We start from the raw sequence: 18,855 nt of genomic DNA, 5'->3' as shown, positions 1-18,855 counted from the left end.
AGGCGGAAGTTAACCACAAACCAAGGGAGCTACCTACCGCCGGACGCAAATTGTCATGCCGGCCGGTTGTGGTTTAATTGCGCGCTTTTCGCCTCTCCTTAAAGGAAGCCATTGTTGATGAAGCCGCGCGCCACCAAAGTCCTGGTCATTGGTTACGTCTGGCCGGAACCCCGTTCCTCGGCGGCGGGCGGGCATATGATACAAATCCTTGAGACCTTTCTCACGCAAGGCTGGGACATTACCTTCAGCAGCCCCGCCGCACTCGGCGAGCACAAGGCTGACCTGCTCAGCCTGGGTATCGCCGAATGCGCCATCGAACTCAATAACAGCAGTTTCGACGATTTTATCCGTGAACTCGCCCCGGATATTGTGTTGTTCGACCGTTTCATGATGGAAGAGCAATTCGGCTGGCGCGTGGAAAAGCACTGCCCCGATGCCCTGCGCGTGCTGGAAACCAGCGACCTGCAAAGCCTGCGCGACGCACGCCATCAACGCCTCAAGGACCACGTCAAGGCACACCCGGGCAGCGACGACTTCGGCACGCTGTTCGCGCCCGCCCTGGAGCAAGAGTTCCAGTTGATGGCCGAGACCGACCTGGCCAAGCGCGAAATCGCCGCGATTTACCGCTGCGACATCAGCCTGATGATCTCCGACGTGGAAATCCGCCTGCTCACTGAGCAGTTCAAGGTGCCGGCCGCCCTGCTCCACTGGTGCCCTTTGATGATGGTGCCGCCGACCACGGCGTTCGCGCCTTATGAAGACCGCGCGCACTTTCTCAGTATCGGTAATTTCCGCCATGCGCCCAACTGGGATGCGGTGCTATGGATGAAAAGCAGCCTGTGGCCGCTGATTCGCCAGCAACTGCCGGGCGCGCAGTTGCATGTCTATGGCGCCTACACCCCACCCAAAGCCACCGCCCTACACAACCCGGCCCAGGGTTTTCACGTGATGAATTGGGCCGAAGACGCGCTGCAGGTGATGACGGCCGCCCGTATCTGCCTCGCACCCCTGCGCTTTGGTGCCGGCATCAAGGGCAAGCTGGCGGACGCGATGCTGTGTGGCACGCCCAACATCACCACACCGATTGGCGCCGAAGCCATGGGCGATGCACAGCCATGGCCGGGCGCAATCGAACAGAGTGCCCCTGCCCTGGCGGCGGCTGCGGTGGCCTTGTACCAGGATCGCGAACGCTGGAACCAGGCCCAGGAACACGGGCGCCACTTGCTTGCCCGACGCTACGACCAGTCGGCCCACGGCCCGGCCCTGCTGGCGTGCCTGGAGCACTGCTGGCGCAACCTTGCCGCCCATCGACGTACCAACTTCACCGGCAGCATGCTGCGCCACCATGCCCATAAAAGTACCCAGTACATGTCACAGTGGATCGAAGCCAAAAACCGCACCCTCTGAACACCGAGGCTGGCAGGGCCGCCCGCAAGGGGGCATTATTCGGGGCGCAACCAACAATAAAGCGACGGCAGCATGACCCGAGCAACGCGAATCACCGACCCTTCCTACGAGCTGATGGACGATCACAACGGTCTGTCCATCATCTATCGCCAGCACGGCTTCCCCTGCCCCCTGGTGCGCTGGCATTTCCACAAGGAATACGAACTGCACCTGATCGTCGCCAGTTCCGGCAAGGTGTTCATCGGCGACTACATCGGCAACTTCTACCCCGAAAGCCTGTTTCTCACCGGCCCCAACCTGCCCCATAACTGGATCAGCCAGGTGGAGGAGGACGAAGTGGTGCCCAAGCGCGACATGTTGGTGAACTTCACCGAGGAACTGCTCGAAGGTGGCAGCCAGATCTTCACCGAACTCAAAAGCCTGGCGCCGTTGCTTGAACGCGCGCCATACGGCATCGAATTTCGCTGTAAAAAAACCATCGCCCAGGCCATGACCTTGATGCAACGCATCGAGGACGCCCAAGGCATGGCGCGCCTGGGGCACTTTTTTATCCTGCTGGAGGTGCTCAGTGCCTGCGAGGATTACCAACTGTTGTCCGGCGTGACGACGCCGCAACTGGCCGATGAACACAGCATCGACCGCACCAACCGCGCGGTCGATTACATTTTTGCCCACTATGCGCGGGAGCTTTCGCTGGAAGAAGTGGCCGAGCACCTGGGCATGAAGCCGACGTACTTTTCGCGGGTGTTCAAACAGGCCACCGGGCGCACGTTTATCGAGTTCGTCAATCGGCTGCGCATCAGCAAGTCCTGCGAGTTGCTCGCCGATGGCGATAAGGCCGTGACGGACGTGTGCTTTGAGTCGGGCTTCAATAACATCTCCAACTTCAACCGACGCTTCCAGCAGCTCAAAGGCATGACGCCTTCGCACTACCGACGCCTGGCGGTACAGCGGCTCACTGAGCAGAACCTGGCTTAACGCTTCCAGCGCCCCAGTGACCGAGTGCAAAAAAGTATCAGTCCAAGTGTTCCCAAGGATTTGTCACCCGGTCTGTAGAAGGCTGTAATCAACGCACACTCTTCCTGACTCTCTGTAGGAAGACACAACAACAATAACTGTCCTTCTGTAGCCCCCTGGGCGCGGAAATGGAGTGCGCGATGAAGTTCACAGCAAAAGCACTGCTTGTCTCCACCTGCATGACTACCTGCATGACCCTCAGCGCCGTCAGCTTTGGCGCGCAAACACTGACCATTGCCACCGTCAACAACAGCGACATGATCCGCATGCAAAAGCTCTCGAAAACCTTCGAGGCCGAGCACCCGGAGATCAAGTTGAATTGGGTGGTGCTCGAAGAAAACGTGCTGCGCCAGCGCCTGACCACCGACATCGCCACCCAGGGCGGGCAGTTCGATGTGTTGACCATCGGCATGTACGAAGCCGCACTCTGGGGTGCCAAGGGCTGGCTGGAGCCAATGAAGGACCTGCCGGCGTCCTACGACCTCGATGATGTGTTCCCTTCGGTACGTGATGGTTTGTCGGTCAAGGGTTCGCTGTATGCCCTCCCGTTCTACGCCGAAAGCTCGATCACTTACTACCGCACCGACCTGTTCAAAAACGCCGGGCTGAGCATGCCCGAGCACCCGACCTGGAGCCAGATCGGCGAATTCGCCGGCAAACTCACCGACAAGTCCAAAGAGCAATACGGCCTGTGCCTGCGTGGCAAAGCCGGTTGGGGCGAGAACATGGCGCTGATCACTACCCTGGCCAACGGCTACGGAGCGCGCTGGTTCGATGAGAAATGGCAGCCGCAATTCAACGGCCCTGAGTGGAAGGATGCGCTGAACTTCTACGTCGACAACATGAAAAAATCCGGCCCGCCGGGTGCTTCCAGCAACGGTTTCAACGAAAACCTGGCGCTGTTCAACAGCGGCAAATGCGCGATCTGGGTGGATGCCAGCGTGGCGGGCTCCTTCGTCACCGACAAGACCCAAAGCAAGGTAGCGGACCACGTCGGCTTTACGTTTGCACCGCACGAGAAAACCGACAAGGGCACCTCATGGCTGTACTCCTGGAGCCTGGCGATCCCGACCAGCTCCAAGGCCAAGGACGCCGCCAAGGTGTTCACCACCTGGGCGACTTCCAAGGAATACGGCGCCCTGGTCGCCAAGACCGACGGCATCGCCAACGTACCGCCGGGCACCCGCACCTCGACCTACAGCGACGACTACATGAAAGCCGCGCCGTTCGCCAAGGTGACCCTGGAATCGCTGAAAGTCGCCGACCCGACCAAACCGACGCTTGAGCCAGTGCCGTATATCGGTATCCAGCTGGTGACCATTCCTGAATTCCAGGCGATCGGCACCCAGGTCGGCAAGTTCTTCTCCGGTGCGCTAACCGGCCAGCAGACGGTCGATGCGGCATTGACGGCGGCGCAGACCACCACCGAGCGGGAAATGAAGCGGGCCGGTTACCCCAAATAACCGGGGCCTCACCGCAGTTCAATGTGGGAGGGGGCTTGCCCCCTCCCACATTGACCCCACTCCGATCCTTGCTCCGCACTGGCCTTGATTATCATGAATAAGCCCCGCAAAAACCGCCTGGCCAACCCCGGCTGGTTCCTTGTCACGCCCTCGGTCGCCATGCTGCTGGTCTGGATGATCGTGCCGCTGGGCATGACCCTGTACTTTTCGCTTATCCGCTACAACCTGCTCTACCCCGGCGAAAACCAATTCGTGGGGCTGGAGAACTTCACCTATTTCATCACCGACTCGGGCTTCCTGCCCGGCGCCACCAATACCCTGTTGCTGGTGGGCAGCGTGCTGCTGATCAGCGTGGTGTTCGGCGTGTTGATCAGTGCCCTGCTGGAGGCCAGTGAGTTTTTGGGTCGCGGCATCGTGCGGGTGTTGTTGATTTCACCGTTCTTCATCATGCCCACCGTGGGCGCGCTGATCTGGAAGAACCTGATCTTCCACCCGGTGTCGGGGATTCTCGCCGCCGTGTGGAAGCTGTTCGGCGCCGAGCCGGTGGACTGGCTGGCGCACTACCCGTTGCTGTCGATCATCATCATCGTGTCATGGCAGTGGCTGCCCTTCGCGATCCTGTTGCTGATGACCGCCATGCAGTCCCTGGACCAGGAACAAAAGGAAGCCGCGCGCCTGGACGGTGCCGGCGCCATCGCGATTTTCTGGCACCTGACCCTGCCCCACCTGGCCCGCCCGATTGCCGTGGTGGTGATGATCGAAACGATCTTTTTGCTCTCGGTGTTCGCCGAAATCTTCACCACCACCAACGGTGGCCCCGGCTACGCCTCGACCAACCTCGCCTACCTGATCTACAACCAGGCACTGGTGCAGTTCGACGTGGGCATGGCCTCGGCCGGCGGCTTGATTGCCGTGGTCATCGCCAATATCGCGGCGATCATCCTGGTGCGGATGATCGGCAAAAACCTGACTGACAAGCCTTGAGGGCCGCGCCATGACGCTTCAACAATCCCGCCGCCTGCAGAGCCTGTTGCTCGGCACACTGGCCTGGGCCATCGCGATCCTGATCTTCTTCCCGATCTTCTGGATGGTGCTGACCAGCTTCAAGACCGAAATCGATGCGTTCGCCACGCCGCCGCAGTTCATCTTCACGCCGACGCTGGAGAACTACCTGCACATCAACGAACGCAGCAACTACTTTGCCTATGCGTGGAACTCGGTGCTGATTTCGTTCAGCGCCACCGCGCTGTGCCTGCTGATCTCGGTGCCGGCCGCCTACTCCATGGCGTTCTACGAAACCCAGCGCACCAAGGGCACGCTGCTGTGGATGCTGTCCACCAAGATGCTGCCGCCGGTGGGCGTGCTGATGCCGATCTACCTGCTGGCCAAGAGCTTTGGCCTGCTGGATACGCGCATTGCGCTGATCATCATCTACACGCTGATCAACCTGCCGATCGTGGTCTGGATGGTTTACACCTACTTCAAGGACATCCCCAAGGACATCCTCGAAGCCGCGCGCCTGGACGGCGCCACCCTGTGGCAGGAAATGGTCCGCGTGCTGCTGCCGATCGCCAAGGGCGGCCTGGCCTCCACGGTGTTGCTGTCGCTGATCCTGTGCTGGAACGAGGCGTTCTGGTCGTTGAACCTGACCTCGTCCGCCGCCGCGCCGCTCACCGCGCTGATCGCCTCTTACTCCAGCCCCGAAGGCTTGTTCTGGGCCAAATTGTCCGCCGTCTCGACCCTGGCCTGCGCGCCGATCCTGATCTTTGGCTGGATCAGCCAGAAACAGTTGGTGCGCGGGTTGTCCTTCGGCGCCGTTAAATAAAAATTCCTAGCGGAGGGCCCATCATGGCCAACCTGAAAATCAAGAATCTGCAAAAAGGCTTCGAAGGTTTCTCGATCATCAAGGGCATCGACCTGGAGGTGAACGACAAAGAGTTCGTGGTGTTTGTCGGCCCGTCGGGCTGCGGCAAATCCACCCTGCTGCGCCTGATCGCCGGCCTGGAGGAAGTCAGCGACGGCACGATCGAACTCGATGGCCGCGACATCACCGAAGTCACCCCAGCCAAGCGCGACCTGGCGATGGTGTTCCAGACCTACGCGCTGTACCCGCACATGAGCGTGCGCAAGAACATGTCGTTTGCCCTGGACCTGGCCGGGGTCGATAAAAAGCTGGTGGACAGCAAAGTCAGCGAAGCCGCGCGCATCCTGGAGCTGGGCCCGTTGCTGGAGCGCAAGCCCAAGCAACTCTCCGGCGGCCAGCGCCAGCGCGTGGCGATCGGCCGGGCGATTGTGCGCAACCCGAAGATCTTCCTGTTCGACGAACCACTGTCCAACCTCGACGCCGCCCTGCGCGTGCAGATGCGCCTGGAACTGGCGCGCCTGCACAAGGAACTGCAGGCGACCATGATCTACGTCACCCATGACCAGGTCGAAGCCATGACCCTGGCCGACAAAGTCGTGGTGCTCAACAGCGGCCGCATCGAACAGGTCGGCTCACCACTGGAGCTGTACCATCAGCCGGCCAACCTGTTTGTCGCGGGCTTCCTCGGCACGCCAAAAATGGGTTTCCTCAAGGGCAAGGTCACACGGGTCGAGTCACAGAGCTGCGACGTGCAACTGGACGCCGGTACCTTGATCAACCTGCCGCTCAGTGGCCCGACCTTGAGCGCGGGCAGCGCCGTGACCCTGGGCATTCGCCCGGAACACCTGGAAATCGCCACGCCCGGCCAGACCACCCTGACCGTGACCGCCGACGTCGGCGAACGCCTGGGCAGCGACACCTTCTGCCACGTCACCACCCGCAACGGCGAGCCGTTGACCCTGCGTATCCGTGGCGACATGGCCAGCCAATACGGCGAAACGCTGCATCTGCACCTGGACCCGGCGCACTGCCATCTGTTCGACACCGACGGCGTGGCCGTAGCCCGCCCACTGCGCGCTGCCGCCTGATTTCGCGAGTACTACGTTATGAAGCTCACTGCACAGAACCTGACCCAACTGGCGCCGCTGGTAAAAATCCCGGCCTACACCCTTGCCAGCACCTCCCAGGGCATCGCCCATATCGGCGTCGGTGGTTTCCACCGCGCGCACCAGGCGTATTACACCGATGCCTTGATGAACACCGGCGAAGGCCTGGATTGGAGCATCTGCGGCGTCGGCCTGCGCGCCGAGGACCGCAAGGCCCGCGACGACCTGGCCGGCCAGGACTACCTGTTCACCCTGTATGAACTGGGAGACACCGATGACACCGAAGTGCGTGTGATCGGCGCGATCAGCGACATGCTGCTGGCCGAGGACGGCGCCCAGGCGCTGATCGATAAACTGGCTGACCCGGCGATTCGCATCGTCTCGCTGACCATCACCGAAGGCGGCTACTGCATCGACGACAGTAACGGCGAGTTCATGGCCCACCTGCCGCAGATCCAGCACGACCTGGCGCACCCCGGCGCGCCGAAAACCGTGTTCGGGTTTATCTGCGCCGCCCTCACCAGGCGCCGCGCCGCCGGCACTCCGGCGTTCACCGTGATGTCCTGCGATAACCTGCCGCACAATGGCGCCGTCACGCGCAAGGCCCTGCTGGCGTTCGCCGCCCTGCACGACGCTGGGCTGCACGATTGGATCAAGGCCAACGTGAGTTTCCCGAATGCCATGGTCGACCGCATCACGCCAATGACCAGCACCGCGCACCGCCTGCAACTGCACGACCAGCACGGCATCGATGATGCCTGGCCGGTGGTGTGCGAGCCCTTCGTGCAGTGGGTGCTGGAAGACAAATTCGTCAACGGCCGCCCGGCCTGGGAAAAGGTCGGCGTGCAATTCACCGACGACGTGACGCCCTACGAAGAGATGAAAATCGGGTTGCTCAACGGCAGCCATCTGGCGCTGACCTACCTGGGGTTTCTCAAGGGTTACCGGTTTGTGCACGAGACCATGAACGATCCGGTCTTCGTCGCCTATATGCGTGCCTACATGGACCTGGACGTCACGCCGAACCTGGCGCCGGTACCCGGCATCGACCTGACGACGTACAAGCAGACGCTGGTGGAGCGCTTCTCCAACCAGGCGATTGCCGACCAGTTGGAGCGCGTGTGTTCGGATGGCTCGTCGAAGTTTCCCAAATTCACCGTACCGACCATTAACCGCTTGATTGCGGATGGGCGTGAGACTGAGCGCGCGGCGTTGGTGGTGGCTGCCTGGGCGTTGTACCTCAAGGGTGTGGATGAGAATGGCGTGACCTACACGATTCCCGACCCGCGTGCCGAGTTCTGCCAGGGGCTGGTGAGCGATGATGCGTTGATCAGCAAACGCCTGTTGGGCGTGGAAGAGATTTTCGGCACGGCTATTCCCAACTCGCCTGCGTTTGTGGCAGCTTTCGAGCGGTGTTTTGTGAGCTTGCGTGATAGCGGGGTCACAGCGACCCTGCAAAACCTCCTGAAGAAACCGGTTTAGAAATGTGGGAGGGGCGGGTTGCCAATCCTAAAAATAATTCTGCTGAGCAAATCATCATGACCCAGCAAAACCTGTTCCTCGGCATCGACTGCGGCACCCAGGGCACCAAGGCCATCGTCCTCGATGCTTCCAGCGGCAAGGTCCTTGGCCTGGGCGCCGCCGCGCATACATTGATCAGCGGCGCCAATGGGCGGCGTGAACAGCATGCCCATGAGTGGCTGGACGCGTTCACCGAGGCCACCCATCGCGCCCTGCAACAGGCCGGCGTGGATGGCCAGGATATTCTCGGCATCGGCGTTTCCGGCCAGCAGCACGGGCTGGTTCTGCTTGATGAGCAGGGCCAGGTGCTGCGCCCGGCCAAACTGTGGTGCGACACCGAAACCACGCCCGAGAACGAGCGGCTGCTGCAACACCTGGGCGGCGAAAGCGGTTCCCTGGAGCGCCTCGGCGTGGCCATCGCGCCGGGCTACACCGTGTCCAAACTGCTGTGGACCCGCGAACAGCACCCGGACCTCTTCGCGCGCATCGCCCATGTGCTGCTGCCCCACGACTACCTCAACTATTGGCTGACCGGCCGCGCTGTCGCCGAATACGGCGATGCGTCGGGCACCGGCTATTTCAATGTGCGCAGCCGTGAATGGGATGTGGCGTTGCTCCGGCACATCGACCCGAGCGGTCGCCTGGAGGCGGCGTTACCCGAGCTGATCGAAGCCGATCAGGCCGTGGGTACCATCCTACCGGCCATCGCCGAACGCCTGGGCATCAACCCCAACGCCAGGGTCGCCAGCGGCGGCGGCGACAACATGATGGGCGCCATCGGCACCGGCAATATCGCGCCGGGCGTGATCACCATGAGCCTGGGGTCGTCCGGCACGGTCTACGCGTTCGCCGACCAACCCAACGTGAGCCCCCAGGCGTCGGTGGCGACGTTCTGCTCCTCCAGCGGCGGTTGGTTGCCGTTGATCTGCACCATGAACCTGACCAATGCCACCAGCGTTATCCGCGAGTTGTTCGAACTCGACCTGAACACCTTCAACGCTTTGGTCGAGCAAGCGCCGATTGGCGCAGACGGCGTCAGCATGCTGCCGTTTCTCAACGGCGAGCGCGTACCCGCCCTGCCCCACGCCACCGGCAGCCTGCATGGCCTGACCATGACCAACCTGACCCGCGCCAACCTGTGCCGCGCCGTGGTCGAAGGCACCACGTTCGGCCTGCGCTACGGCCTCGACCTGCTGCGCCAGACCGGCCTGCAAAGCCTGCGCATCCGCCTGATCGGCGGCGGCTCGAAAAGCCCGGTATGGCGGCAGATGGTCGCCGATATCATGAACACCGAAGTGATCTGCACCGAACAAAGCGAAGCCGCCGCCCTGGGCGCGGCGATCCAGGCGGCGTGGAGCCAGTCCGGCGAGCCCCTGAGCAGCCTGTGCGACAAATGCGTGAGCGTGGACCCCACCAGCCGCACCCTGCCGGTGGCGGCCAATGTCAGCGCCTATCAACAGGCTTACGAACGTTATCAACAGCTAGTGGCAACCCTTTAAGAGCGAACGACTATGTATCTGGTGTGTGGTGAAGCGCTGTTTGATTTCTTCAGCGAGGAGGACGCCAGCGGGCTGGCATCCAAGCTCAATTACAAGGCGATTGCCGGCGGCTCGCCGTTCAACGTGGCGGTGGGCCTGCGCCGCCTGGGCATCGAGGCCGGATTTTTCGCCGGTATCTCCAACGATTACCTGGGGCGTCGGCTGTTGCAGGTGCTCAAGGACGAAGGGGTGAGCGAGCAGTTCCTGGTGGAGTTCGTCGCGCCGACCACCCTGGCGATGGTCGCCGTGGGCGCCAATGGTTCGCCGCAATACAGCTTTCGCGGCGAAGGCTGCGCCGACCGGCAACTGCAAGTGGCGCATCTGCCCACGCTGGGCGATGACGTTCGCGGTGTGCATATCGGCTCGTTCTCGCTGGTGGTGCAGCCGATCGGCGATACGCTGCTCAACCTGGTCAAGCGTGAAAGCGGCAAGCGCCTGATCAGCCTCGACCCCAATGTGCGGCTCAACCCGCAACCGGACATCCAGCGGTGGCGCGACCGCGTCGCGGAACTGGTCCAGCATGCCGACCTGATCAAAGTCAGCGACGAAGACTTGCACCTGCTCTACCCCGGCCAGGCGCCGGAAAGCGTGCTGCAAGGCTGGCTGCAGCACCGTTGCCAATTGGTGTTCCTGACCCGTGGCGGCGATGGCGCCAGCGTGTTCAGCCGCCAGCATGGCAACTGGTCCGCACCGGCGGTCAAGGTGCAGATGGCGGATACGGTGGGCGCCGGGGATACCTTCCAGGCCGCGTTGATTGCCTGGCTGACCGAGCAACGGTTGGATTCGGTAGAGGGTCTGCAACAGCTCACGCGCGCGCAGATCGACGCCATGCTGGGCTTCGCCATCCGTGCCGCGGCCTTGACCTGCACCAAGACCGGGCCGGACTTGCCGTACCGCCGACAGTTGGGCTGAACGCCGCGTTTGATGAAGGTTTTGTCAGGCTCGCCATCATTAATCGATGGTTAATCGCGCAAGTCGACAGTGAAGTCGAACCCACTTGCGGAGCACTGCCATGAAATTGCGCACTTTGATGCTCGCCGGCGCCCTGGCGCTGGCGGCAACCTGCGGCCTGGCCCAGGCCGACGATCAGAAACCGGTGCCGTACCAGTACGGCATGCCGATGAATATCAAGCATGTAATTGCCATGAACGAAACGCCGACAGACGAATGCAAGGTCATCGATGCCGATATCAAGTTCGTGGACAAGGCCGGGAAAATCGAAGATGTGGGTTATCGAAAACTGTCCGAGGCGTGCAGCTTGCAGAATTGAGAGCTCGTGCAAAACACTGGGCCCGGCATATGCCAGGCCCATCGGGTCGCACGGTCAACTCACGAGTAGTAAGCGCGCCCTCCTGCTCGTTGCAGGACTGGCGTGTGCGTTTGTTTAAGGTCTTCACGCAACCCGGTAATCAGGTTGCAAATGGCTCGACTGCTGTCGAGTTTGTCCGCGTTGATACCCTTGACTTCCAAATCCACCCGGTCACGGTCGCGGTCGTCATAAACTTTGATCGTCAGCGAAGCATCTTCGGCTTTGGTGCATTCGCACCGTTTGGGCAGGAAACTTCCTTCAATAATGCTGCGTAGTTCCAGTTCCGAAAGCATGGTCAACCTCTCCTTTTTTTGAGACTGCCAACAGATTTTCATGTGCCTGACAGGCGCGTGCCTGCGCCGTCTTACCGACCTTGGAAGACACCTTCAACACCCAAGCGTACTCGGCAAAACCGCCTTGTGTTGTAACTTTTCCTCATAAGCAACCCAGTGTTTTATAGACACTAAATTTGAACTTAACAGCGCCGTTTAAAACATCGGCGAACGGCGGCGATTAAACGTTTAATCCAGCGCTTGCGGTTAAACAGCTGCGCGGGCCGCCACTCTTTCAGCAACATGTCGCAAACTATCGAAGTTGATATTCGCCCCGGAATTAACCGCCACCAGGGTCTGTTCGCGCACGCCGCGTTCAGCCACATATTTGCGGATGCCCGCCACCGCCAGTGCACCGGAAGGTTCGGTGATGGAGCGGGTATCGTCGTAGATCAGCTTGATGGCGCTGCACAGTTCGTCGTTGCTCACGGTGATGACCTCATCCACCCAGTGCCGGCAGATCTCAAAGCCATGGGCGCCGATCTGCGCGACCGCCGTGCCATCGGCAAAACCGTCGACACCGGGCAACACCACGCGCTCCCCGGCGCGCAGCGCAGCCAGCAGGCAACTGGAGCCTTCGGATTCGACGCCGACGATGCGCACTTCAGGGCGCAGGTATTTGACATACGCCGCAATCCCGGCGATCAGGCCGCCCCCGCCCACCGGCACGAAGATCGCGTCCAGCGCACCTTGCTGCTGGCGCAGGATTTCCATGGCCACGGTGCCTTGGCCGGCGATGACGTCCGGGTCGTCGAACGGCGAAACGAAGGTGCAGCCCGATGTATCGGCCAACTGCAGCGCATGGGCCAAGGCAAACGGAAAGCTCTCGCCATGCAACACCGCGTCGGCCCCTCGGGAGCGCACGCCCAGCACTTTGAGTTCCGGCGTGCTGCACGGCATGACGATGCGCGCGCGAATCCCCAACTCTCGCGCCGCCAGCGCCACGCCTTGCGCATGATTACCCGCCGACGCCGTTACCACGCCCCGGGCCTTTTGCTCGGCGGTGAGTTGCATCAACTTGTTGTAGGCGCCACGGATCTTGAAGGAGAACGTCGGTTGCAGGTCTTCGCGCTTGAGCAGCACCTTGTTACCAAGCAACACCGACAACGCCGGTGCCGCTTGCAGCGGCGTGCGCACCGCCAGGTCGTAGACCGGGGCGGCGAGGATCTTTTTTACGTAATGTTCAAGCAGTCCCGTGTCGTGGGGTTGGGCGCTCATCGGTGTCTCCTGGCTGTGTACAGAGCCCTGGAGACGGAAAAACAAAACCCGCCTCTAGGGCGGGTTTGGGTACAGCCGAGCGCTATCCCGCCAAATAAGGAATGGCGGTAATAATGCTCGGCTGGCTGCGGAAGGCTTGAAATGTCATGTCACGAAATTAACCGGCGGCGACGCGGCAAGTCAATGGCAAACCGCCATTTAGCGGCGCGGGGTTTACGGAGAGCATACGAAACATATACGCTTTGTATATTCCATTATCACAGTGAACCCCATGGGCATCGTCAAGATCACCGACCAATTACACGAACAACTGCGCCTGGCCAGCGCCGCGATGGACCGTTCCATCAACGCCCAGGCCGAGTTCTGGATCAAGATCGGCCTGCTCGCCGAACTCAATCCCCACCTGCCCTACAACGAACTGATCAACAAACTGTTGCTCGATAAACCCGACTTGATCCGGGGGCGCAGTTGATGATCAAGACGCCCGCACAACTGGCAATCATGCGCGAATCCGGGCGCCTGCTGGCCCAGGTCTTTACGATGCTCGACGGTTTTGTCGCCGCCGGCCGTTCCACCCTTGAGCTGGACGCTGCTGTCGAAGCCTTTATCCGCAACGAGTTGAAAGCCCGCCCGGCCAGCCTCGGGCAATATGACTACCCGTTCTGCATCAACACTTCGATCAACGAGGTGGTGTGCCACGGCATGCCCAGCGCCAAGGACATCCTCAAGGACGGCGACATCATCAACATCGACATCACCCTGGAAAAAGGCGGCTACATCGCCGACTCCAGCAAGATGTACATGGTCGGCAATGTCGCCCCCAAGGCCAGGCGCCTGGTCGAGATGACGTTTGAAGCGATGTGGGCCGGTATCCGCCAGGTCAAGCCCGGCGCGCGGTTGGGCGACATCGGCCACGCGATCCAGAGCCACGCCCAGGCCAACGGCTACAGCGTGGTGCGTGAATACTGCGGCCATGGCATCGGCAAACAGATGCATGAAGAGCCGCAGGTCCTGCACTTCGGCCGCCCCGGCACCGGGCTCGTACTGCGCGAAGGCATGGTGTTTACCGTAGAGCCCATGCTCAACCAGGGCGGGGCCAAAACACGCAGCCTCAAGGACGGCTGGACGGTGGTGACCCAGGACAACAGCCTGTCGGCGCAGTGGGAACATACCGTGGCGGTGACGGCAGACGGGTTTGAGGTGTTGACCCTGCAACGGGGCTGACGCATGCCCGGCGCCCCGCCCCGGCATCACCAGGTCGGGGCACCGTCAAGCGTGTGGAGTCAGCCTTTTTCGAGGTGACGCAGGCGGTCCTGACGCTTGATACGCTCGGTGGTTACCCGCTCCGGGTAACAGCGCATGAACATATTGGTAAAGTGCGTGCCGTAATGAATGCGCTCACCGTTGAGCGGATCCAACAAGGGCCGGGCCGAAGCGTTGAAAGCGGGCTCGTGAAAATAGGCCATGGCGAAGCGTTCGCGGGTGTTGAGCGTTACCTTGTGCGGCGTCGATAGCAGATAACCGTGGGTCATGAACTGCAAAATATCACCGGGAAATACGGTGAATACGCGTGGCACCGGTTTGACGAATGTCCAGGGTTCGTCATTTTCGAATAACCCCGCGGTACTTTCGCCAGGCAGCCAGTTGCGCTTGCGCTGCTCGCCTTCGACCGGGGGGCGAATGTATAAACCACCCACCTCATCCTGTGTCGCAATGACCAACATGCCATAGTCGGTATGGGCGCCAATCCCACGGTGGGTATGTGCCGAGCTGGCAGGGAAGCGCAGCACGCGCATATGATGCCAGCCATCCCGACTCAGGGCTGTTAACGCGTTTATCTCCAATTCCAGGCCCAGCGCCACCAACTTGAGCAACTTCTCGCCGGTCACATCCAGTTCCGCCAGTAACGCTTTCATGCTGTCGCGGTACTCGTCGTTGGGCCACGGCACAGGACCGTGGCACGGCCAGCCGTCCTTGACGCGTTGATCATCCAGCGGCAGGTCTTTGCAGAGGGTGAAGATTTCCGATTGATCCTGCTCACCGGCGGTGACCTCTTCGCCAGAGGCGACATACCCGGCATAGGTCAGTTCGCTGACCCAGCGCGACTTGTCTTGTCTGGGCTGCTTGAAAAAAGCCTTGCTGGCGGCCATGGCCCTCTGGACCTTCTGGTCCTGTTCGTCATGGGTGCCGACCTGGAAAATACCGTCAGTGCGCCATGCCTCAATGAGCTTGCGGCCCAGTTGGTGATCGGCGTGGCTGCCGGTTACGGCTTCAGGCAGGGTGAAGGTGGTTAACTCAGTCATGTCGTGTCTCCTTAAATCCATTAAAGAGACGTGCATTCACGGATGTGACGCTGAACTGCTCCATCAACGGAACTGCTCCAGGCCCGGCATTGCAGGCCTGGATCATGTACGTCGTGTATGTTCCCGTGCGGGAACAGTCCTTATAGACCCCGGCAGCGGGCCTGAAAATAACCAGCTGTCGACTTTACTCGGGGCGCGTCAATGGCCCGATAACTGGGGACAGCGGCAGGCCTCCCTGCCCACACGATGATTTGAACCAGGCGCTGCGGGGCGGCAACCGATGGATCAGGCCACTTGCCTGATCCCCGCCTTGGCCTCCAACTCACGCACCAGCGGCAGCACGCGCTTGCCGAAGTACTCCACTTCTTCCTGAAAATGCAGGAACCCCGCCAGCACCAAGTCCACGCCCACCGCCTTGAGCGCAACGATGCGTTCGGCGATCTGCTGCGGGGTGCCGATCAGGTTGGTCTTGAAGCCGTCGTTGTACTGCACCAGGTCTTCAAAGCTCGATTTGGCCCAATTGCCCTCGCCTTCAGGTGAAGCCTTGCCGGCCTGTTTAGCCGCGTCGCCAAAGGCGTTGACCGCTTCCGGGTCGGCCTTGTCGATGATCTCGGCCAGCACGGCGCGGGCTTCTTCTTCGGTGTCGCGGGCGATCACAAAGGCATTCACGCCGACTTTGACCGAATGGTTATTCGCCGCCGCCTTGGCGCGAATATCGTCGACCTGGGCCTTGATGCCCTCCGGCGTGTTGCCGTTGGTGAAGTACCAGTCCGAAACGCGTGCCGCCATGTCCCGCGCGGCCCGTGAGCTGCCGCCCTGGAACACTTCCGGCCGGCCCAGGGGTTTGGGCTTGAGGGTGTAGTTGTTGAAGCGGTAGAAGTCGCCCTTGAAGGTGAAATCGTCCTGGGTCCAGATGCCTTTGAGGGCGCGGATGAATTCTTCGGAGCGGCGATACCGCTCATCGTGTTCCAACCAGTGTTCGCCGATGGCCTGGAATTCGCCCTTGAACCAGCCGCTGACGATATTCACGGCGATGCGGCCGTTGGTGAGCTGGTCGATGGTCGCCAGTTGCTTGGCCGCCAGCGCCGGTTGCCAGGGGCCCGGCAGGATCGCGGCGATCACTTTAAGCGTGGTGGTCGCGGCCAGCAGCGCGTGACTGAACGCCACCGACTCATGCTGGTTGTCGGCACCGTAGCCGGCGGTGAACCGGATCTGGGTCAGGCCATATTCAAAGCCGGCGGCTTCGGCCAGTTGCGCCAGTTTGCGGTTGTAGTCGATGCCCCAGTGGGTGCGTTGCTCGATCTTGCTGACCACCAGCCCACCGCTGACGTTGGGCACCCAATAGGCAAATTTCACGGCTTGCTGACTCATCGAACGCTACCTCATGTACAGGGATGTACCCAGCACTTGAGCAGCAAGCGTGCCAGCCATGGGCAAACGCCCGTGCCATGGGCGCTGCGGCGAAAAAACCGCCCCTGGCGCAGGTAAAGGTCAATGTCAGGGATCGGGCCGGTTTGTCGAATCGCTGTTGCTGCAGCAACAGCAAGCGCATTGAACCCCCTGTAAACATTGGCCCTGGTACCCGGCACGGACTGTGCAACCCCCCCTGTACATTCACCCTTGCCCCCGGAGCCTTGCCCATGACCGAACACCACGTCATCAACCCGCTGTCCATCGGCGTCGACTACCCCACGCTGGCCGCGCGTTTCCGGCCGATCTTCCAGCGCATCGCCGACGGCGCGGTGCAGCGCGAACTCAGCCGCACCCTGCCCCATGAGCCGATCCAATGGCTCAAGCAAGCCGGTTTCGGCGCGGTGCGCGTGCCGGTGGAATACGGCGGCGGCGGCGCGTCCCTGCCGCAACTGTTCCAGTTGCTGATCGAACTGGCCGAGGCCGACTCCAACGTGCCCCAGGCCCTGCGCGGGCATTTTGCTTTTGCCGAGGACCGCCTGAATGCACCGCCGAGCGCCGGGCGTGACCTGTGGTTCAAGCGCTTTGTCGAGGGCGACATCGTCGGCTGCGCCTGGACCGAAATCGGCAACGTGGCCATCGGCGACGTGGTGACTCAGGTCAGCCCCGACGGCGATCAGTGGAAGCTCAACGGTGAAAAGTTCTACAGCACCGGCAGCATTTTCGCCGATTGGATCGACGTGTACGCCCAACGCAGCGACACCGGCGCCGACGTGATTGCCGCCACCCGCGCGCGTCAGCCTGGGGTGGTACACAGCGACGACTGGGACGGGTTTGGCCAGCGCACCACCGGCAGCGGCACGTCGCGCTTTACCGATGCGGTGGTAGAGGCGGATAACGTGATCGATTTTGCCACCCGCTTCAAATACCAGACCGCGTTTTACCAGTTGGTGCTGCTGGCCAGCCTGGCCGGCATCGGCCGCGCGGCGTTGCGCGATGTGGCCCATCAAGTGCGCAGCCGCAAGCGCATCTACAGCCACGGCAATGCGCCGCATGTAAGCCAGGATGCACAGGTGCAACAGGTGGTGGGCGAAGTGGCGGCGCTGGTGTACGCCGCCGAGGCCAGTGCGTTGCGGGCGACGCTACCGGCCCAACAGGCCTACGTGGCGCGGTTTGGCGGCGACGATGCCGCAGAGCGCGAAGCCAATGTGGCGGCCGAGATTGAATCGGCGACGGCGCAGGGGGTGGTGTCGGACTTGATCCAGCGCGCCACCAGCCAGTTGTTCAATGCGCTGGGGGCGTCGGATGTCCGCCAGGGCAAGGCGCTCGACCGGCATTGGCGCAACGCGCGTACCGTGTCGTCGCACAACCCGGTGATCTACAAGGCGCGCATTGTCGGCGATTGGGTGATCAATGGGACCGAGCCGCCGTTTGTATGGCAGATCGGCAATGGCCCGGGCAAAGACTGAACAGGTGGGGCTTGCTCCCTCCCACATTGGCGGTATTTCAAGGCTGGGATTTCAGGTTTGGACCGCGAACGGCTCAAAACGCGAGTTTGTACCCGACCGCCATCAACATGACCGCCAGGCACGGGCGCAATACGCCGTCCGGGATTTTGCCGGTCATGTGGCTGCCGATGTAGATGCCCGGCAGCGAGCCCATCAACAGAAAGCCCAACAGTTGCCAGTCCATATTGCCCATGCCCGCATGGCCAAGGCCCGCCACCAGGGTCAAGGGCACGGCGTGGGCGATTTCGGTGCCCACCAGGCGGCGCGTGGCCAGGAACGGATAGAGGATAAACAGCGCCACGGTGCCGAGGGCGCCGGCGCCGATGGAGGTCAGGGCGACCATGGTGCCGAGGATGGCGCCGGTGAGCACCGTCAGCGCGTTCAGGTTGCGCGGGTTCATATGGTAGCTGTCGCCCGCATGCCGCTGGGCAAAGGCCAACAGGGTTTTCTTGAACAGGATCGCCAGGGCGGTCAACAGCAGCACCACGCCGAGGGCCTGCTTGATCACCGCGTTCATCGCGCTGGGGTCGGTATGCAGGCTGGCGAGGAACCACAGGGTCAGCAGCACCGCAGGCACACTGCCGAGGGTCAGCCAGCCGGTGATGGTCCAGTCGATGTTCTTGTTCTTGCTATGCACCAGCACGCCACCGGACTTGGTGATCGCGGCGTACAACAGGTCGGTGCCCACGGCGGTGGCCGGGTTGATGCCGAACCACAGCAGAATCGGGGTCATCAGCGAGCCCCCGCCGACACCGGTCATGCCGACGATAAAACCTACGATCAGGCCGGCGATCACAAAACCAAAATTACCCACTTCCATTAACGCTACCCGCGGCCTTATAAAATTCTGGCGGCAGGA

General features: G+C 61.6%; 18 protein-coding genes. 13 read left to right on the top strand and 5 right to left on the bottom strand.

Annotated features, from left to right (window positions below):
* Window positions 1–117: 117 nt before the first annotated feature.
* The 10 genes from AB4N98_RS25080 to AB4N98_RS25035 all read left to right on the top strand — a co-directional run bounded on the left by AB4N98_RS25080 (window position 118) and on the right by AB4N98_RS25035 (window position 11,186).
* Window positions 118–1,407 (top strand): glycosyltransferase, encoded by a 1,290-nt coding sequence (locus tag AB4N98_RS25080; protein WP_065878932.1) that lies wholly within the window; start codon window positions 118–120, stop codon window positions 1,405–1,407.
* Between the two features lie 72 nt (window positions 1,408–1,479).
* Window positions 1,480–2,385 (top strand): AraC family transcriptional regulator, encoded by a 906-nt coding sequence (locus tag AB4N98_RS25075; RefSeq protein WP_017528483.1) that lies wholly within the window; start codon window positions 1,480–1,482, stop codon window positions 2,383–2,385.
* A 218-nt stretch (window positions 2,386–2,603) separates the two neighbouring features.
* On the top strand, window positions 2,604–3,887 hold the full coding sequence (locus AB4N98_RS25070) for an ABC transporter substrate-binding protein (RefSeq protein WP_370737729.1): 1,284 nt from the start codon (window positions 2,604–2,606) through the stop codon (window positions 3,885–3,887).
* A 93-nt stretch (window positions 3,888–3,980) separates the two neighbouring features.
* Window positions 3,981–4,871: a carbohydrate ABC transporter permease gene (locus AB4N98_RS25065; RefSeq protein ID WP_065878930.1), complete on the top strand. Its 891-nt coding sequence runs from the start codon at window positions 3,981–3,983 to the stop codon at window positions 4,869–4,871.
* 10 nt (window positions 4,872–4,881) lie between these two features.
* The gene (locus AB4N98_RS25060) at window positions 4,882–5,712 is read left to right on the top strand and encodes a carbohydrate ABC transporter permease (protein ID WP_017528486.1); all 831 of its coding nucleotides are present in this window, start codon (window positions 4,882–4,884) and stop codon (window positions 5,710–5,712) included.
* Window positions 5,713–5,735: 23 nt separating this feature from the next.
* On the top strand, window positions 5,736–6,839 hold the full coding sequence (locus AB4N98_RS25055) for an ABC transporter ATP-binding protein (protein ID WP_068936589.1): 1,104 nt from the start codon (window positions 5,736–5,738) through the stop codon (window positions 6,837–6,839).
* Between the two features lie 18 nt (window positions 6,840–6,857).
* A complete protein-coding gene (locus AB4N98_RS25050; protein ID WP_135196800.1) occupies window positions 6,858–8,339 on the top strand; it encodes a mannitol dehydrogenase family protein in 1,482 nt (493 codons plus the stop codon).
* 56 nt (window positions 8,340–8,395) lie between these two features.
* Entirely contained in the window at window positions 8,396–9,877 is a 1,482-nt protein-coding gene (gene xylB, locus AB4N98_RS25045) for a xylulokinase (RefSeq protein ID WP_017528489.1), read from the top strand.
* A 12-nt stretch (window positions 9,878–9,889) separates the two neighbouring features.
* Window positions 9,890–10,828: a carbohydrate kinase family protein gene (locus AB4N98_RS25040; RefSeq protein ID WP_065878928.1), complete on the top strand. Its 939-nt coding sequence runs from the start codon at window positions 9,890–9,892 to the stop codon at window positions 10,826–10,828.
* Between the two features lie 100 nt (window positions 10,829–10,928).
* Window positions 10,929–11,186, top strand: a complete 258-nt coding sequence (locus tag AB4N98_RS25035; RefSeq protein WP_017528491.1) for a DUF2790 domain-containing protein — start codon at window positions 10,929–10,931, stop codon at window positions 11,184–11,186.
* 59 nt (window positions 11,187–11,245) lie between these two features.
* Here AB4N98_RS25035 and AB4N98_RS25030 read toward each other — a convergent pair whose 3' ends face one another.
* Together AB4N98_RS25030 and ilvA are read right to left on the bottom strand one after the other, a co-directional pair.
* A complete protein-coding gene (locus AB4N98_RS25030; RefSeq protein ID WP_026067307.1) occupies window positions 11,246–11,518 on the bottom strand; it encodes a DUF1652 domain-containing protein in 273 nt (90 codons plus the stop codon).
* A gap of 246 nt (window positions 11,519–11,764) precedes the next feature.
* Window positions 11,765–12,775, bottom strand: a complete 1,011-nt coding sequence (gene ilvA / locus AB4N98_RS25025; RefSeq protein WP_017528493.1) for a threonine ammonia-lyase, biosynthetic — start codon at window positions 12,773–12,775, stop codon at window positions 11,765–11,767.
* Window positions 12,776–13,046: 271 nt separating this feature from the next.
* Here ilvA and AB4N98_RS25020 point away from each other — a divergent pair, with 271 nt between their 5' ends.
* Window positions 13,047–13,247, top strand: coding sequence for a ParD-like family protein (locus AB4N98_RS25020; protein WP_003190946.1), 201 nt, complete (start codon window positions 13,047–13,049; stop codon window positions 13,245–13,247).
* Window positions 13,247–13,999: a type I methionyl aminopeptidase gene (gene map, locus AB4N98_RS25015; RefSeq protein WP_017528494.1), complete on the top strand. Its 753-nt coding sequence runs from the start codon at window positions 13,247–13,249 to the stop codon at window positions 13,997–13,999. The genes AB4N98_RS25020 and map overlap by 1 nt, the downstream gene beginning before the upstream one ends.
* Window positions 14,000–14,058: 59 nt before the next feature.
* Here map and AB4N98_RS25010 read toward each other — a convergent pair whose 3' ends face one another.
* Together AB4N98_RS25010 and sfnG are read right to left on the bottom strand one after the other, a co-directional pair.
* The gene (locus AB4N98_RS25010; RefSeq protein WP_017528495.1) at window positions 14,059–15,078 is read right to left on the bottom strand and encodes a 2-oxoglutarate and iron-dependent oxygenase domain-containing protein; all 1,020 of its coding nucleotides are present in this window, start codon (window positions 15,076–15,078) and stop codon (window positions 14,059–14,061) included.
* A 285-nt stretch (window positions 15,079–15,363) separates the two neighbouring features.
* Entirely contained in the window at window positions 15,364–16,449 is a 1,086-nt protein-coding gene (sfnG, locus tag AB4N98_RS25005; RefSeq protein WP_017528496.1) for a dimethylsulfone monooxygenase SfnG, read from the bottom strand.
* Between the two features lie 269 nt (window positions 16,450–16,718).
* Here sfnG and AB4N98_RS25000 point away from each other — a divergent pair, with 269 nt between their 5' ends.
* Window positions 16,719–17,957, top strand: coding sequence for an acyl-CoA dehydrogenase family protein (locus AB4N98_RS25000; protein ID WP_017528497.1), 1,239 nt, complete (start codon window positions 16,719–16,721; stop codon window positions 17,955–17,957).
* Between the two features lie 73 nt (window positions 17,958–18,030).
* Here the strand turns inward: AB4N98_RS25000 and AB4N98_RS24995 are convergent, their stop codons facing one another.
* Window positions 18,031–18,816 carry a sulfite exporter TauE/SafE family protein gene (locus AB4N98_RS24995; RefSeq protein WP_017528498.1) on the bottom strand — a complete coding sequence of 262 codons (786 nt, stop codon included), beginning with the start codon at window positions 18,814–18,816 and terminating at the stop codon, window positions 18,031–18,033.
* Between the last annotated feature and the right edge of the window lie 39 nt (window positions 18,817–18,855).

This window comes from Pseudomonas sp. S3_E10, from assembly GCF_054667615.1.
The sequence above is the reverse complement of the archived record's forward strand: the minus strand, read 5'-3'. Positions and strand labels throughout refer to the sequence as shown.

Bases quoted from the DNA above. Each gene is read 5' to 3' on its own strand.
- AB4N98_RS25080 (WP_065878932.1), top strand. From the start codon at position 118: ATGAAGCCGCGCGCCACCAAAGTCCTGGTCATTGGTTACGTCTGGCCG.
- AB4N98_RS25075 (WP_017528483.1), top strand. From the start codon at position 1,480: ATGACCCGAGCAACGCGAATCACCGACCCTTCCTACGAGCTGATGGAC.
- AB4N98_RS25070 (WP_370737729.1), top strand. From the start codon at position 2,604: ATGACTACCTGCATGACCCTCAGCGCCGTCAGCTTTGGCGCGCAAACA.
- AB4N98_RS25065 (WP_065878930.1), top strand. From the start codon at position 3,981: ATGAATAAGCCCCGCAAAAACCGCCTGGCCAACCCCGGCTGGTTCCTT.
- AB4N98_RS25060 (WP_017528486.1), top strand. From the start codon at position 4,882: ATGACGCTTCAACAATCCCGCCGCCTGCAGAGCCTGTTGCTCGGCACA.
- AB4N98_RS25055 (WP_068936589.1), top strand. From the start codon at position 5,736: ATGGCCAACCTGAAAATCAAGAATCTGCAAAAAGGCTTCGAAGGTTTC.
- AB4N98_RS25050 (WP_135196800.1), top strand. From the start codon at position 6,858: ATGAAGCTCACTGCACAGAACCTGACCCAACTGGCGCCGCTGGTAAAA.
- xylB (WP_017528489.1), top strand. From the start codon at position 8,396: ATGACCCAGCAAAACCTGTTCCTCGGCATCGACTGCGGCACCCAGGGC.
- AB4N98_RS25040 (WP_065878928.1), top strand. From the start codon at position 9,890: ATGTATCTGGTGTGTGGTGAAGCGCTGTTTGATTTCTTCAGCGAGGAG.
- AB4N98_RS25035 (WP_017528491.1), top strand. From the start codon at position 10,929: ATGAAATTGCGCACTTTGATGCTCGCCGGCGCCCTGGCGCTGGCGGCA.
- AB4N98_RS25030 (WP_026067307.1), bottom strand. From the start codon at position 11,518: ATGCTTTCGGAACTGGAACTACGCAGCATTATTGAAGGAAGTTTCCTG.
- ilvA (WP_017528493.1), bottom strand. From the start codon at position 12,775: ATGAGCGCCCAACCCCACGACACGGGACTGCTTGAACATTACGTAAAA.
- AB4N98_RS25020 (WP_003190946.1), top strand. From the start codon at position 13,047: ATGGGCATCGTCAAGATCACCGACCAATTACACGAACAACTGCGCCTG.
- map (WP_017528494.1), top strand. From the start codon at position 13,247: ATGATCAAGACGCCCGCACAACTGGCAATCATGCGCGAATCCGGGCGC.
- AB4N98_RS25010 (WP_017528495.1), bottom strand. From the start codon at position 15,078: ATGACTGAGTTAACCACCTTCACCCTGCCTGAAGCCGTAACCGGCAGC.
- sfnG (WP_017528496.1), bottom strand. From the start codon at position 16,449: ATGAGTCAGCAAGCCGTGAAATTTGCCTATTGGGTGCCCAACGTCAGC.
- AB4N98_RS25000 (WP_017528497.1), top strand. From the start codon at position 16,719: ATGACCGAACACCACGTCATCAACCCGCTGTCCATCGGCGTCGACTAC.
- AB4N98_RS24995 (WP_017528498.1), bottom strand. From the start codon at position 18,816: ATGGAAGTGGGTAATTTTGGTTTTGTGATCGCCGGCCTGATCGTAGGT.